This window comes from Luteibacter sp. GL_149, assembly GCF_057834065.1.
The window spans coordinates 3,120,097-3,134,542 of the sequence record NZ_CM174395.1 but is presented as its reverse complement, the minus strand read 5'-3'; the positions used below and the strand labels follow the sequence as shown (position 1 = coordinate 3,134,542).

The 14,446-nt window shown below is 61.2% G+C and carries 14 protein-coding genes; 2 read left to right on the top strand and 12 right to left on the bottom strand.

What is annotated here, in order from left to right; all coding sequences use genetic code 11:
• Positions 1-2: 2 nt before the first annotated feature.
• On the top strand, positions 3-2,138 hold the full coding sequence (locus AC3IR3_RS13905; RefSeq protein ID WP_489192955.1) for a phosphocholine-specific phospholipase C: 2,136 nt from the start codon (positions 3-5) through the stop codon (positions 2,136-2,138).
• A gap of 14 nt (positions 2,139-2,152) precedes the next feature.
• On the opposite strand, the gene AC3IR3_RS13900 is transcribed toward AC3IR3_RS13905, so the two are convergent.
• Genes AC3IR3_RS13900 through AC3IR3_RS13845 form a run of 12 tightly spaced genes read right to left on the bottom strand, consistent with a single transcriptional unit; the run spans position 2,153 to position 12,905 of the window.
• The gene (locus AC3IR3_RS13900; protein ID WP_489192953.1) at positions 2,153-3,841 is read right to left on the bottom strand and encodes a type IV secretory system conjugative DNA transfer family protein; all 1,689 of its coding nucleotides are present in this window, start codon (positions 3,839-3,841) and stop codon (positions 2,153-2,155) included.
• Positions 3,807-4,826 carry a P-type DNA transfer ATPase VirB11 gene (virB11, locus tag AC3IR3_RS13895; protein WP_489192952.1) on the bottom strand — a complete coding sequence of 340 codons (1,020 nt, stop codon included), beginning with the start codon at positions 4,824-4,826 and terminating at the stop codon, positions 3,807-3,809. Before virB11 ends, AC3IR3_RS13900 begins: the two co-directional genes overlap by 35 nt.
• Positions 4,823-5,956, bottom strand: coding sequence for a type IV secretion system protein VirB10 (gene virB10 / locus AC3IR3_RS13890; RefSeq protein WP_489192950.1), 1,134 nt, complete (start codon positions 5,954-5,956; stop codon positions 4,823-4,825). Before virB10 ends, virB11 begins: the two co-directional genes overlap by 4 nt.
• Entirely contained in the window at positions 5,946-6,860 is a 915-nt protein-coding gene (gene virB9 / locus AC3IR3_RS13885) for a P-type conjugative transfer protein VirB9 (protein WP_489192949.1), read from the bottom strand. Before virB9 ends, virB10 begins: the two co-directional genes overlap by 11 nt.
• Positions 6,857-7,537 (bottom strand): VirB8 family type IV secretion system protein, encoded by a 681-nt coding sequence (locus AC3IR3_RS13880; protein ID WP_489192948.1) that lies wholly within the window; start codon positions 7,535-7,537, stop codon positions 6,857-6,859. The genes virB9 and AC3IR3_RS13880 overlap by 4 nt, the downstream gene beginning before the upstream one ends.
• Positions 7,534-7,686, bottom strand: coding sequence for a hypothetical protein (locus tag AC3IR3_RS13875; protein WP_489192947.1), 153 nt, complete (start codon positions 7,684-7,686; stop codon positions 7,534-7,536). The genes AC3IR3_RS13880 and AC3IR3_RS13875 overlap by 4 nt, the downstream gene beginning before the upstream one ends.
• A gap of 29 nt (positions 7,687-7,715) precedes the next feature.
• Complete coding sequence (locus AC3IR3_RS13870) at positions 7,716-8,762, bottom strand: TrbL/VirB6 family protein (RefSeq protein ID WP_489192946.1); 1,047 nt, start codon at positions 8,760-8,762, stop codon at positions 7,716-7,718.
• A 15-nt stretch (positions 8,763-8,777) separates the two neighbouring features.
• Positions 8,778-9,452: a TrbJ/VirB5 family protein gene (locus AC3IR3_RS13865; RefSeq protein ID WP_489192945.1), complete on the bottom strand. Its 675-nt coding sequence runs from the start codon at positions 9,450-9,452 to the stop codon at positions 8,778-8,780.
• A 24-nt stretch (positions 9,453-9,476) separates the two neighbouring features.
• On the bottom strand, positions 9,477-11,897 hold the full coding sequence (locus AC3IR3_RS13860) for a VirB4 family type IV secretion/conjugal transfer ATPase (protein WP_489192944.1): 2,421 nt from the start codon (positions 11,895-11,897) through the stop codon (positions 9,477-9,479).
• 22 nt (positions 11,898-11,919) lie between these two features.
• Positions 11,920-12,249, bottom strand: a complete 330-nt coding sequence (locus tag AC3IR3_RS13855; RefSeq protein WP_489192942.1) for a VirB3 family type IV secretion system protein — start codon at positions 12,247-12,249, stop codon at positions 11,920-11,922.
• Complete coding sequence (locus AC3IR3_RS13850; protein ID WP_489192941.1) at positions 12,246-12,563, bottom strand: TrbC/VirB2 family protein; 318 nt, start codon at positions 12,561-12,563, stop codon at positions 12,246-12,248. The genes AC3IR3_RS13855 and AC3IR3_RS13850 overlap by 4 nt, the downstream gene beginning before the upstream one ends.
• Before the next feature lie 33 nt (positions 12,564-12,596).
• Positions 12,597-12,905, bottom strand: coding sequence for a hypothetical protein (locus tag AC3IR3_RS13845; RefSeq protein ID WP_489192939.1), 309 nt, complete (start codon positions 12,903-12,905; stop codon positions 12,597-12,599).
• 614 nt (positions 12,906-13,519) lie between these two features.
• Here AC3IR3_RS13845 and prmB point away from each other — a divergent pair.
• Positions 13,520-14,440 carry a 50S ribosomal protein L3 N(5)-glutamine methyltransferase gene (gene prmB / locus AC3IR3_RS13840; RefSeq protein WP_489192937.1) on the top strand — a complete coding sequence of 307 codons (921 nt, stop codon included), beginning with the start codon at positions 13,520-13,522 and terminating at the stop codon, positions 14,438-14,440.
• The last annotated feature ends 6 nt before the right edge of the window (positions 14,441-14,446 follow it).

The window sequence follows — 14,446 nt, the reverse complement described above, 5'->3', positions numbered from 1 at the left end:
TTATGTTTTCCAACGATCGACGTCGTTTCCTGAAAGTCGCCGGCACCACTGTCACGGCGTCGCTCGCCGTGCAGGCATTTCCGGCCGCTATCGCCCGCGCCCTGGCAACGCCCGCGCATCGCGTCACCGGCACGATCGCGGATGTCGGACACGTCGTGATCCTGATGCAGGAGAACCGGTCGTTCGATCACTACTTCGGTAGCCTGCGTGGCGTGCGCGGGTTCGGCGATCCACGAGTGCTTTCGCTGGCCGACGGCTCTCCGGTCTGGCGGCAGCCGGCGGCGATGACGCATACGAAGCATTATAAATCGCGCGGTATCGCGGACGATGTTCCGTACGTGCTGCCGTTCCATCTGGATACGACGGTCAGCGGCGATCATCAGGACGGCACGGACCACGGATGGAGCAGCGGTCATCAGGCCTGGAACCTGGGGCGATGGGATCGATGGGTCGAGCAGAAGCAGGACGTGCTGACGATGGCGTACCTGAAGCGCGACGATGCCGCGTTCCACTACGCGCTGGCCGACGCGTTCACCATCTGCGATGCGTATCACGCGTCCGTGCATGCCGACACGGCGATCAACCGCATCTTCCTCTTTTCGGGTACCGCCGATCCGCGCAACACATTTGGCAGCAAGGACAACGGGCCGGGGACGGAAGAGCGCAAGGACGTCAATGGATACACGTGGACCACGTACCCGGAGCGGCTGGAAGCGCATGGCGTGAGCTGGCGGGTCTATCAGGGCGGGACAGGCGACCCGGGGTCGCCGACGGATAACTTCACCGACAATTCGCTGGAGTTCTTCGCACGCTATCAGGTAGGCGAAGGCGCGGACCCGAAGAGTTCTCTCGTACGCAACGGCGCTTCGACGCATACGCTGCGCGAACTGCGAGCCGATGTTGTGAACGATCGTTTGCCGCAGGTATCGTGGATCGTGGCGCCGTTCCGCTATAGCGAACATCCCGAAGCCTCGCCGACGGACGGTGCGTTCTACATCCAGCGAGTGATCGAAGCGCTGATCGCGAATCCCGCGGTGTGGAGCAAGACGGTCCTGTTCCTCAATTACGACGAAAACGACGGCCTGTTCGATCACGTCGTTCCACCGGCGCCGCCAGTGGAAAGCGGGCAGGGCGAGCAAGGCGTGGTTTCGGCCGACCTCGTCGACAGTCTGGAGGACGAGGTCATGGATATCGACGAGCACATGCGTATCGCGAATCCGCTGGTTCCCGGTTCGGATCCGGGGGGGCGGCAGATCATCGGCCTTGGCGTGCGCGTCCCCATGATCGTGGTGTCGCCGTGGACGCGCGGCGGATGGGTCTGCTCGGAAACCTTCGATCACACATCGGTCCTGCGGTTTCTCGAAACGCGTTTCGGCGTGCGGGAGCCGCAGATCAGCGCATGGCGTCGGGCTGTATGCGGAGATCTCACGAGCGCATTCGATTTCGCGGGTACGCGCGAGACGTCCATGCCGAAGCTTCGCGTGCCTGCGGCGCCAAAGGGCAAGGCGCCGGTCAAAGTGGCCGGCGAACAACGTATGCCGGTTCAGGAGCCGGGCGTGCGACCGGCCCGGCCGCTGCCCTATGCATGGAGCGTGGAGCATCGACTGGACGCGGGCCGTAGCTGGGTTCGTTTCCGGAACACGGGGCGGGCCGGTGCTGCGTTCTATGTCTATGACGGCTCCGATCGCGAGCAGCCTCCGCGCCGCTATACGGTGAGTGCGGGCGACACCATCGAGGATTACTGGCCGTTGGTAAGGCGTGGCGATGGTTACGATCGCCTCGTGCATGGCCCGAACGGGTTCCTGTGTGCCTTGCGTGGCGGCGCGGACGACGGAGTCGAGGCGGTCGTGGCGGAGGATGCGCCGGGCAAGCGCATGAACCTGACGATATCCAACGCCGGACCGCTTCCGTCCGTCTGCACGGTCGGCAATGCCTATGCCGCGGATGCGTTGCAGCGTGTCGAGGTCGCGGCAGGGGCGAAGGTCACGCTGCCGTTCGACGTCAGCCGCAGTGCGGGCTGGTACGACATCTCGGTATCGCTGGCCGACGCGCCGCGGTACCTGCGCCGGTTCGCGGGGCATCTGGAGGATGGGCGGCCGGGTACGAGCGATCCGGGGCCGGTTCGCAAAGCCCGATAACGATGGCCTGAGCCTTACCGATCCTCGGATCCGCCTGGAGTATGTGCGGGAACAGTGGGCGGTGGCAGTATCCGGGAAGTGAACGCCTTCTCCCGATACCAACGAATCTTCCGGCCTCGAATCGGACGTGTGCCCCTGGCGAAAAGGAGGACTTCGTTCACACCCAGCGCCATGACTTCCTGCGGGAGCATCAGTGCGCGGCTGACTGTCGAGTCGCTGCGATTGCGCTGCCCTTTCGAAAAAAGATCGGGACGGGACACCGAATGGCTCTTCACGGTGGCATTGCCGATTTCATTGCTGATTTCGGTCGCCGTTGCGATGTCGGCGGGCGTATAGGAAATGCGTATGGCGTGGTTCTGGAAGAATGTTTTAGCCGCCTCCTCGCCATAGACCTCCCGTATCTGACTCGGCGACTGGAAAATCGGCAACAGGCGCACGCCGTACCCGCGAAGGAACGCTATGGCGTCGACGATGAGCGGCAGCTTACCCAGGGACTTGAACTCGTCGAGAAGCATCAGGCACTGATACTTCAGTTCGGGATTGTGTTCGGGAAGCTCTCGTGTGTTGAGGTCTACGACCTGCTGGAAGAACAGGTTGAGCAGAGGCGCCATGCGCGCGAGATTGTCGGGTGTGATGCCAATATAAATACTGATGCGCCTGCGCCTCAGGGCTTCCAGGTCGAAATCGTTGGCGGAGGTCGCGGCATCCACGATGGGATTGAGGAAGAGCTCGAAGCGTGACGTAAATGTCTTCCGTATCGACGTGCGGGTTTCGGTAGCTGTGTTCGTATAGTCGGTAAGTGCTGCTTCGCAGGCGGCCGAAAGCCGGTCGCCGGACTCGTATCGCTCCACGACGATGTCGGCGAGACGGTCTTCGGTGTCGGCATAGGCTTCGCGGGCGATTTGCCCGAGCGTGCGTGAAAGGCCGTCGGTTTCGAATACATACAATGCCAGTCCGAGAAACAAAGTCCGGCAGCTGGCCGACCAGATGGGATCGACGCCAGGCGTATCGGGAAAGATGATGCTGCCGATCTTCTGGATATCGTCGATGCGCGTGCCGGGCCCGTCGCGTACGTAGGCCAGTGGATTCCAACGGTGCGTGCGTCCGTCCGGCGATGCGGGGTCGAACAGGTAGGTTTCATGGCCGTGGCTGTTGCGGAAACCGGCGGTGAGCGTCCAGTTTTCGTGTTTTATGTCCAGCACGATCACTGAGTGGTTCCAGTTGAGCAAGTTGGGAATGACGACGCCGACACCTTTGCCGGAGCCAGTGGGTGCGGCAAGCATCACGTGTGGGAAGTCCGCAAGTCCGGCCGTCAGAAATCGATTTCCGTAGCCACCGAGGATGATGCCGTCGTCCTTATGGGTCAGGAGGCCGGCGCGACGAATTTCCACGGTCCGGGCGAATCGGGCGGCTCCGTGCAATGGCGGTTTGTAGTGAACGAGAGCGACGATCACGGGAACGAGTATGACGAGCGACGCGATTGCGCCTGCCAGTTCAAGTGTCGGTTGTATGAGCGGGTGGCCTGGATACGATAAGGCATAGTCGATCCACGTATGCCAGGTTACCGGATCGCCGCGATCCCGGAAGAGTATCCAGGACAATGCGTGGCCGGCCGCGATGAGCCATGTGCCACACATGGCCAGCGCGATAGCGGAGGCCATGGACCACTTAAGCCAGTGCGGCGCGTTTGCGAGCGGGTTCATAAAATATTCCTGTTACGCATCGACGTCCGTCCACCATGCCGAATTGCACGACGACGTCGACAAGCATGAAGAGAAGCTGGCGAATATCGCTTCGCGATAACCGTCCGCCGGACGACGATTCCTTGATGAGAAGCATCAGTTGTTCGATTGCCATGAGCGGGCTGCCGGCGTGTATGGACGTGATGGAGCCCGGATGGCCCGAGTTCACGTTACGAACGAATCCAAAGGCCTCCTCGCCACGCAGCTCGGCGAGAAGAACGCGATCCGGCTTCATGCGAAGACACGATTCCAGGAGAAGTTTCGGTGTCGCGCGACTGACGCCCTGGCTGTCTTTTGAGTAGAACATTCGCACGTGATTGGGTTGATGGGCGATAGTAAGTTCTGGTGTGTCTTCGATAGTAATGAGGCGTTCGCCCGCCGGAATGGCATCGACGAGTGCCTTCATCAAAGTTGTTTTTCCCGAACCTGTCGAGCCGGACACGACGATGTTCCGTCTGGTGACGACAGCCCGCTCAAGAAACAGACGGATTCGTCCGTGGGCGAGGTGGTCGGTCAGTTCGCGTTCTGTATCGTCGAGCATGATGGAATCGGCGCATACGTCGTTGAACGCACCGCTGGCCTGATAGTCGTCGAGCGTGAGTCGTATCGCGGAAGGTTTGCGGATGGTAAGACTGACCGTGCCTGCGGGGACGGCCGGAGGTAGCACCGCCTGCACCCGTTCGCCGGAAGGGAGCGCTGCGGAAAGCACGGGCGTGGAATCGCTGATTGATTGCTGTGTGCATGTCGCTATGAGCTTCGCTAGCATGCGCAGGTGATCGAAGGTCAGCTCGGGTAACAGGTGGCGCCGCCAGGTTCCATGCTTTTCGGTCCATGCCTCGCCCGGCCTGTTGACGGCGACCTCAGTGATATCGTCGCGCAGAAGAAACGCCAGTGGCTGCATGTAGATTTCCACGGCCTGACGGGAAGCATCGTCGAAATCGTTCATGGCGCGATCGCTCCTGGTTTGAGCGAATACACCGAACGAAAATCCAGATCGCGCGCCACGAAAATACCTACCCGGGATCCTTGGGAAACGTCTAGCGTCGGCGGGATGTTTACCGTGTTCTCGACGATAATCGATGCGGAATCGCGCGCGGCCCCGGTCGTTCCGCCGAGCTGGATCGTGTTCTGATTTCCCCGCCGTCTGTTTGCCGCCGCTTGTGCAACGTCGTCGACGACAGACACGAGGAGTGCCGATCCAAAGCGGAGCCAGAAATGATGGTTTATCTTACCCGTCAGGCCCGAACGGCCCAGGCTGTCCGTTGCCGGTGAGTCCAGATCGATGACAATGCCGTTTGGCGTTTCCGCGCGTGTCCATAGAACGAAGATGCGATCCAGTCCCTGGCGAAGCTGTCCGGACTGATATTGGCCGACGAGCCGCGAGCCACGTTCGAGCAACAGTACGCGCCCATTGGTGGAGTAGACGTCGCGGGTAAGAATGCATGCGGTCATTCCCGCCAATTGACTGCTTATGGCTGTCACAAGCGCGCAATCCAGCAGACTCCCCTGCGTGATGGTGAGGTTCGGGTCGGCGAGCCGCCGCGCGCTGACTCCCGCATTCCGTGCCGGGGTCAACGCGCTGGCGATGGAGCCCGCCGTGGGAGTGGCGTGTGCGACCGGGGCTTCCGAAGACACCGGCAACGGCGTTGTGGAGGAGCTTCCCGCTTGCAGCACCAGAAGAGGGGCCCGTTTGCGTCGCTCGTGCCTGTCCGATGCCTGGGCGTGCTGGTCCGGTGCGAGTGGTTCTCTCCTTGCGAGGTCTGCTCCACCTGGAGCGGGTACCGGTGGCGGCCTGGACACAAACAGATCGCGAGCGATATCCGGCAGGTGGCTGGCGGCGCCGCCGGCAGCGGCGGTTTCCTTTGCCTGCGCGTTCGACGCGACGTCGTTGTGCTCGCGCAGCTTTTGGATACCTAATTGTCCGAACAAAGCAAAAAGAATGATTGTCGCCGTGAGCATGACGGTGACGCCGACGACGCGATTTGTCCCGCGGCTGCGGCCTACCTGTGGAATATCCGCGGACGCGTTGTTATCGCTTCCGGAAACGCTTCGCTCCCGTACGGATCTATTGAACATGTCCGCTTCCTCCGGGAATTTCGCTGGCAGCCTTGTCGGCAGGAGCGGGGATAGGTGCCAGGGCAGGCCATGCCTCGCCCGTCGCCGGCAGGGCGTCGTTGATTTCGCGCACGACGTTCGGACTGGTCGTGCCCAGGGGGATTGCCGCGCCATGCGCGTTGTAAGTACGGTTCTCGATGCATGCGACGGCATCGCCGCGGCGAAGCACAAATCGCTGCGCCAGGGTATGAACGACGAACTGGTCGCCGCGCATAGCGCCGTTAACTATGCCTTCGCTGCCATCGGCGTCGATGGCGAAGATGGCGGGAATGCGTTGCGCGCCGGGAAAGCGCATATAAGTAAATCTGCCGTCGTCGTAGACCTCCGATGGGCGGAGCTCCTTTGCGCCGCAGGCATGGTAGTTCCAGTTCCGCGCTTCCTCCGTCCGCTTCAGCGCACTCTCCATGCGTCGTGCGTTGGATGTCGCAATGCGTGCATCGCGCTCGGCGCGTTCGCGTGCGGCATCGTCGTTCGGGTAAGCGAACCGAACCTGGAAGAACATCGTCCGGTCGCGTGAAGTGACTGCTTTCGAAGCGTCCAGGCTGAACTGGTAAACGTGGCGGTCCGTAACGACGGTCATGTTGGTTACGGCGTTGTCTTCGCGCGGCTTGACGAACAGGTGGTTCGCCGCCGGCGCCACTTCCCATGCGAGTGAGTCGCCTACCGCGATATGGCTTATGGCTTCGCCCTGCGCGAATTCGATGTCGGTGGAGTAGCCGTAATGCCCGACAATCCTGACCACATCCGATGGGTTATAGGGCACGGTTTTCATTCGATGGTCGAATGCTCCCTGTACGGGGACGGATTCGGCATGCGTCACGAAGGCGATGCATGCGGCGAGCATGCACGTTAAGACGTATCTCACCGTTCGCCTCCCGTGGTTTCGGGATCGAGGCGGTAATCGGTGACATGAAAGCCCACCGGGTTGACCAGCTGCGTCTGTGCATCGATCGGAGCATTTCGGTAGGTATACGTGATGGTTGCTATCCAGTGGCTTTCTCTTGCCGAGGCTGGACCTCCGTGTTCCTTGCGCGAAAAGCGGACTTGCGCGACGCCCTTGGTCAGGAACGCGATCGAACGCACCGCGACCTCAACGCCGCCATCCTTGCCGTACATCCGCGAGGGAGAACTCGGATTTTTTGGGTCGACCTGTCGAACATAGGCGAGTCCCGCGATGTCCCCCGACATGACTTTGACCGCGCGATAGTTCGGATAGGCGGCGGCTTCCGCGTATTCTTCGCGATAGTTCACGTAGCGGGCGAGAAAGTATTTGTCGATAGCTTCGTCGAAGGTTACGGTGCGCTCGTCGACGCGCGTGACAATGTCCGCGGCTCCCGTTGTGCGATCCACGCGCACGATGAACGGCTCGACAGTTTTCAGCGGTGTGAGAAGGGCGACGGCGATGCATCCGACGACGCCGGCACCCATGCCCAGTGCGGCGAATCGCCATGCCCTTCGCTCACTTAACCGGATGCGTGCGACTTCGTCGGCTTCCCAGGTGCGGGAAATGTCGATGAAGGCATCGATTGCAGGGTCGTTCATGAACGCGTCGCCGCGGCAGGGATGTAGCGTTCGGGCGGATTCACCGGACTGTACGGACCTTCGCATGAGGGCGGCCGGGAAGGTTTCACGGAACAGGCGCAGGCGAGCAGAAGGACGATGATGGCGGCGGTGTGTGCGATCCAGCGCATGGGAAGCTCCTGATTGGGTTGCGGCGACGTCACCGGGAGGGGCGTCCGGGTGTGCTTCGTGGGGTTTTGAGGTGCGCACGAGACGTGCCTTGCTGTCCGGTGCCGGCGGTCCCTCCGGCCGCCTGGGATATGCCGCGGCCGACGGAGTTGCCCGAACCCAGCAACTTGCTTCCCGCCATCGACAGTCCGCCGGTTACTTTGCCAAGGACGAACTGGGACAGTCCCTGCGAACTGGCGGCTACGCCGCCGGAGATGGCCGCGGCCATCGGCCGGGTCTGCAGCACGGTGATAATCATGGCGATGCCCACGCCAATGACGACAATCATGGCTTTACCTGCTTCGGCCGGGCCGCCAAGTTGGATGCCACCGACCACTTTGGTGAAAACCCTGAAGCAAAGGTCGATCGTCGAAGCGACCAGAATGAACAGGACGCCGAAGTTCACTGTCTGGCCGAGCCACGCGTCGAAGAACCGGCGCGTGTTGTCGAACAATGCCATCAGAATGAATAGCGGGCCGACGGCGAGCAGGACCGCAAGCGCGACGAATCCGAGGAATACCAGGGCGGTTGCGATGGCGACAACGACGCTGACCACGATGTAGATGGCGATAGCCACGAAAAAATAGACGATATAGCCGAAGCGAAAGAGTCCGAACTTCCTCGATGCATAGTTCCAGACGGTTTTTCCCGTGTCGTAGCCGCGATTGAGGGCCGCATCCAGTACTTGTGCGATGCCGGGGGTGCTTCCCTTGCTTGGAGGTACATCGACGATGCCCGCCGCGATCCCGGAAGGCACTTCCATGAAGAATGTCGCGATGTCGTTCTGGTAGATGCCGACGGTGAGGGCGAAGCTGACGATGAGCACGATCCGGAGTACCCGCATGGCCGCATCGCCAAGAGGCTGATTGGTCTTTCCCGAGGCAATCGCGGCGCCCCATAAAAGTACGTAGCAGACGAGCATGGCATGCGCGATAGGCGAGATGATTGTCATCATTCGCGTCGACTGCGCGATCATTGCCGCTGTAATCGTTTCGACGGTTCCGCCGAGAATGTCGCTGGCTAATGTGAGGGATGCCATGTCGTACTCCGTGGATCAGAGGTCGTCGTTCGCGCCGGTGTCGTCCTCGGCGTTCTCGTCGATATCTTCATCGACGGATTTGTAGGCCTGTGCATATTCGTTCTGCATGACTAGGGCGTTGAGCGATTCTGTGCGAATAAGCTCATTGGTCAGTAGTGCGTCCTCTATCTGGATGCGAGCCTGAAGATCCGCGATTTCTTTTGCCGTGGATGCTTCATCGATACGCAGCCTGAGGGTATCGAGCGCTTTGCTGCGTTGCGTTGCGTTCTGATATATCTGCGCATTGAGCGCCGCTCCGTTCATGGCGCGATCCGTGCCAGCCTTTGTCTCGAGCTTTGCGCGCTCCTTATCCGTCAGTTCGTTGGCAGGCGGATTTTCGACCTCGCGCATGGCCCGAATCAGACTCTTGACCGTGTCGTTGTTTTTGTACGCTTCGAGCGTTTCGCGCCAGTTGGTGGGTATGTCTTTTGCGTAGTCGCCTGCCGCCAGTGCGCCTTTTGCACTGTGTCCCGATAAGGCCCGGGTCTGCTCCTCGATCGCGGCCTTCTGTTTCTCTAGCGCATCGATCTGTTTACGAAGAGTGCTATGTGTTTCCGCGTCGCGAACTTCCTGAGTGTCGGAGCCGGCCGAGGCGGCGGTCGAAACGATGGCGGCGAAAACGGCGAACAGAATATGGATGTGTCTCGTCACGATGGACCTCCTTGCCGGGATGGATCAGATCGCCTCGCGGCGCATTTCGTGGAACCTGGGAAGCCATTCGTCGGGTCGCGGTCCGGCAAGCGAGATCGCCCGCCTGGCAATTTCGACCGACTGCGATGTTGCCGAAAGCACAGCCAGATCGTCGTCGAAGCCCGCCAGGTCGAGTTCGCAGATCGTGGAAGAGGCTTCCTGCTTGAACAGAAAGCCGCGCAGGTTCGCTTCGACCATTTCCTTGCGAACGATTTCGAATTCGCGTTCGGTGAGTCCGAAGCCTCCGACATAGTCTTCATGGGCGGCTTTGGAATTCGGCAGGTAGAGCTGGCTGACGCACTGCTCGATGAGCTGGCGACTGACACCGGAGCGCAGGACGTCCGCGGGGCTCTGGGTGCCGAATACCGCAATGGCGTTGCGCTTGCGGTATGTCTTCACCGCGTCGAGGGCTTTACCCTCGAAGTACGGGTCTTGCAGCAGGCGCCAGAATTCGTCCATGTTGAGGATGAACCGACGTCCGTCTATGAGCTGTTCCATGCGATGAAACAGGTACATCACGACGACGGTCCGGGTTTCGTCGTTTTCGAGGAATTCGGTAACGTCGAAGCCGAAGTAGCGGCCTGTGGAAAGGCAGATCGTGTCTATCGGATTGTCCAGCACCCAGGCAAGCGTTCCTCCCGCGCACCAGCGTCGAAAGCGTGCCGCGTTACCATTGGGGTCGGTGGGGTCGAAGAAAGGAAGGATGGCAGAGAAGCGCCGCGCTTCGAATGGCATGGCATACATGCCGGCCACGGCGTCCTGCACTTCCCGCTCGCGTGCCGGAGAGAATCGGTGGGTTGGCTCCTCTCCGCGGATACAGCGCATTACGAGGTGTTGCAGGAACGTCCGGTTACCTGGCGTGTCGTCCAGCGCGCAGGGATTGAACCCCGTGGGAATGCCATTGCGCAGGGTCGAGTAAGTGCCTCCCATCGCGAGTACGAAGTTCGCCTGGCCCTGGTCCTTATCGAACGTGAATACCGTGGGCCGGTACTTGTCTGCCTGCGCCAGCATAAAGGTCTGTATCACCGTTTTGCCGGCGCCGGTCGGGCCGAGGATTAAGGCGTGACCGGGCAGGCGGTCGTCGACGGCGGCTTCTTCTACGTTGCGTTTCGATGATCCGGGTAGATGGAAATTGAAGTAGTACGGGGTGCCGGATGTGGTTTTCAGCAGCGTCAGCGCGGATCCCCACTGGTTGCCTTCGAGGCGCCCCGATGGATAGTTGTGAAATCCCGTATAGCCGACGATGTTGTTCGAACTGATGGGCGCGGGTCGCGGACGCAGGCGGAAGTTGCCCGGCAATTGCGCGAAGAATGCGGCTTCGATGCATTCGTCCTCGCGCACGACGAGGAAGCCGGCTTCTCCGAGTGCGGTGCGTGCCGCCGCCACGCGCCCGGTCAACGCATCCGCCTTGTCGGCCAGTAGCATCATGCTCAGGTGATGTTCGCCGAATACCGCCCGCCCGGCGGCAAGATCGTCCAGGGCGAGCGCGATATCGTTGATCTGGGACTCGGATGCGTCGCCGGCGTTGATGAGCAGACGCTGTTGTTTTCGTAGCGCAGCCGTGGCCTTGTTCCGGCCGAACATGGCGAAGGACTGCGTGAGAACGAACGGAAACGGCAATGTCAGCAGTACATTGAGGTGTCCCGGTTCGGTACGTTCGATCTGATAGGCCGCCACGCCGAGCATGGCACCGACCTGACGGCGATCCGGCAGGCGTATCTCGAACTGCTCCACACCGAAGGAGAGGCGCGCATTGACCATACCGAACGCGGCACGCCCCTTGGGAACGGCTATGGGTTGCGATGTGCCATTGACGAGGCGGGCGAGGAAGGCGAGCGTGTCGGAATACACGATGCCATCGTGCTGGCGTGTCCCGAGTCGGTGGGCTCCATAGCGTGACAGCGCGGCAAGTATGCCGCGGGTCAGTGTATCGAGGCGGTCGCTGGCATCGCGTATGGCATCCTGCGCCGCAGTCAGCGTGAGTCGCTCGCCCATGGGCCTGAAGAAGCCGGTGGCGGTCGATTCGCGGACCAGTACGGTGAGATAGTGCGTGTTGACCATCAACGCCGAGTTGCTCAGCGACGCACGATATAGCGTATTCAATCGACCCGCGAAGTCGTCGGCGAACTCGCCGTCCGGAAATTCATCGCGCTCATCTCGTACTGTATGAATCCAGAGTGCGATGTCTTCCGCGGCGATATTGCGCATGAGTCCGATGAGTGCGTCGTGCCATCCTTCGATGTCGCGTTCGTCGGCGGCTTCGTGCGCGATACCGTCGATACGAATGACGGTAAGCGTATCGCCAGTGAGTGTGCGTACATTGTGCGGAGATGCGTGGACTGTGTAGGGCACATGCATGGACGCGGCCAGAGCGTCGTTCATCAGTTTCTGCTTTGGGGAAAGCATCCTGCTTCCTTTGCGTCCGATGTCAGCGATGTCGGCAAGGCAGCGGCGCGTATGAACCGCAGAGCCAGTAACGACGAGTGCGATGTCTTCCTTTCGTTGCCACTTGCAGGAAGAGATAGCGAAGTGCGCGAAGGTCGCGTACGCATATAAGTCGTGCCGCAACATAGAGCGAACCGCCCAGCCCGAGCGATGCGAACTGCCAGATCGTCGGTGCATTGGCGAGGCTGGTCAGAAGGAACGCGATGACGCTGCCGCCGGCGATGATAAGCAGGGCCTCCACGGGAAGGCCGAGATACGTCGGTGGACGGGTCAGGCCGCCGAACAAGGGGTCGCGGCGCGGCGCGGAAATCACGCTGGCCGCACCGAGTACAGTCCGTTGACGATGGCATCGGCGGTGCCGGCGATAACGGCACCTATGAGAACTTGCCCGACCGTCGTCCAGCTCATGCGCCCGAATGCGGCAAGCAGGCCCGATCCAAGAACGGCGACGACCAGTACGAATTTGACGGCCGTCCTGATCCAGCCAACGGCAATGTCCGACTTGTCGCCAATGACATCGTTCGCGGCGAGCACGATACACGGCCAGGCACAAAGGGCGACGACGAGCATCGTGGCAGTCAGCAGTGTTTCGGCTCGGGATATCGTGAGTGGCGATGAGGATTTCATGACGACTCCTTGTCGTGGCGATCGTGGTAAGAGTTAGAGAGGTGGTGCGGCATCGGCGGTGCGAACGACGAAAGCCGGCGTGACGCCGTTCTTGTCGGTTTGCCAGCGGGTCCTGGCGAACACGTCCCATGACTCTGGCGACGTTCGGGCTCCCATCCGCTGCATGGAGTCGACGAGCCAGCGCTCGATGAGTTCGGGTGCTTCGCCGTTCGCGCTGCGCCGGTTTGCCTCGGCGAGCAGTTCGGGCACGTGGCTCGTTTCCGATGCCTTCGTATCGATGGATGGGCTGGCGACCAGAACCAGCGCGATAAGGAGATATCGTCGGTCGGGTTTTCGGAGCATGCGCTGTCTCCTTGACCGGAAGTGGGCATCCGGCCGTCGAGGCTGTTCATGATTGAAAGTCGATGCGTGTCGTGGGGACGACAGGGACACGGTAGTCGGACGATGTCAGAGCGACAATGGGGTGCGATTGCCGCTTTGTCCTTGGCGAGGGCGATTCTCCGAAGGAATATCGATAGTGGATACTCGGATGCGCGGGGCAATACATCGCGGCCGGGGTTTGGTTCCCGGACTGGGGCGTCTCATGAGCGGAAACGCTGGAACTCCGGGATTTTCGCGTTATCTCGCCGATATTCGGCCGGCCGGTCGACGATGTCCGGGTCTGTCAATGAGTCGTCCCGGGCGGATGTCGAGCGCAAGTTGACGCCGGGCATCGTTGTAGGCCCTCATGCTTTGGCTGTGGGTCTACACCTGCTCGCGTGTCATACATCCCTTAGGCTCCGCATGCATGGAGGCGCTCACGGCTTCCGGATTACGCGTACGCGGAGGGGGACTTGCCGGCAGGAACGAGGGGGGCGTGGTTGCCACCACCGGGCATTTCCAGTCCCACGCCCACCCGCAGCGCGGCCCCGAGCCCACACGGCTATACTATTGCGCCCACCCAGGCACGCCGACTCGTGACGCACGAACTGTCCACCATCATCGACTTCATCCGCTACGGTGCCAGCCGCTTTTCGGCGGCCGGGCTGACGTTCGGGCATAGCCACGACAATCCCATCGATGAGGCGACGCATCTCGTGCTGGCCGTACTGCACCTGCCGCCCGACCTGCCGCCAGCCTATGGCACGGGCCGGCTGATCGCCGAGGAGCGCGAAGCCGTGCTGGCCCTGATCGAGCGTCGCATTGTCGATCGCGTGCCGGTGGCCTACCTGGTGGGCGAAACCTGGTTCGCGGGCCTGAAATTCAAGAGCGACCGTCGTGCGCTGGTGCCGCGTTCGCCCATCGCCGAGCTGATCGAAAGCCGCTTCACCCCCTGGCTGGACGACCGCTATGTGGAGCGCGTGCTGGACCTGTGCACCGGTTCGGGCTGCATTGGCATCGCCATGGCCGAATACAACCCCGAGTGGAAGGTCGACATCGTCGATATCAGCGAGGAGGCGCTGTCGCTGGCTAACGAGAACATTGTCTTCCAGCATGTCGAAGACCGGGTCCGGGCAGTCAGATCCGACCTGTTCTCCGGCGTGGCCAACGAACGCTATGACCTCATCGTTTCCAATCCGCCGTACGTCACCCATGACGAATATGCCGCGATGCCGGCCGAATATAGCCATGAACCGGTCCTCGGCCTGACATCCGGCGATGATGGACTGGACATCACCCTTCGCATCCTCCATGAAGCGGCCGACCATCTCACCGACGATGGCCTGCTGATCGTGGAAGTGGGCGATAGCGAACACGCCCTCGTGTCGTTGCTGCCGCACTTGCCCTTCGTCTGGCTGGAATTCAAGGTCGGACAGATGGGTATCTTCGCGCTGGAACGTCGCGACCTGATCGAACATGCCGACGCGATCGCCGCGGTCCGCGCGACACGGCCCTGATACTTA

What these genes read in the sequence shown, in the direction of transcription:
- virB11 (WP_489192952.1), bottom strand. Translation starts at nt 4,826, where the DNA reads ATGAACGATTTCGACGATGCTTCCCGTCAGGCCGTGGAAATCTACATG.
- virB10 (WP_489192950.1), bottom strand. Translation starts at nt 5,956, where the DNA reads ATGTTCAATAGATCCGTACGGGAGCGAAGCGTTTCCGGAAGCGATAAC.
- AC3IR3_RS13900 (WP_489192953.1), bottom strand. Translation starts at nt 3,841, where the DNA reads ATGAACCCGCTCGCAAACGCGCCGCACTGGCTTAAGTGGTCCATGGCC.
- AC3IR3_RS13845 (WP_489192939.1), bottom strand. Translation starts at nt 12,905, where the DNA reads ATGCTCCGAAAACCCGACCGACGATATCTCCTTATCGCGCTGGTTCTG.
- AC3IR3_RS13870 (WP_489192946.1), bottom strand. Translation starts at nt 8,762, where the DNA reads ATGGCATCCCTCACATTAGCCAGCGACATTCTCGGCGGAACCGTCGAA.
- AC3IR3_RS13850 (WP_489192941.1), bottom strand. Translation starts at nt 12,563, where the DNA reads ATGAAATCCTCATCGCCACTCACGATATCCCGAGCCGAAACACTGCTG.
- AC3IR3_RS13875 (WP_489192947.1), bottom strand. Translation starts at nt 7,686, where the DNA reads ATGCGCTGGATCGCACACACCGCCGCCATCATCGTCCTTCTGCTCGCC.
- AC3IR3_RS13880 (WP_489192948.1), bottom strand. Translation starts at nt 7,537, where the DNA reads ATGAACGACCCTGCAATCGATGCCTTCATCGACATTTCCCGCACCTGG.
- AC3IR3_RS13905 (WP_489192955.1), top strand. Translation starts at nt 3, where the DNA reads ATGTTTTCCAACGATCGACGTCGTTTCCTGAAAGTCGCCGGCACCACT.
- AC3IR3_RS13860 (WP_489192944.1), bottom strand. Translation starts at nt 11,897, where the DNA reads ATGCTTTCCCCAAAGCAGAAACTGATGAACGACGCTCTGGCCGCGTCC.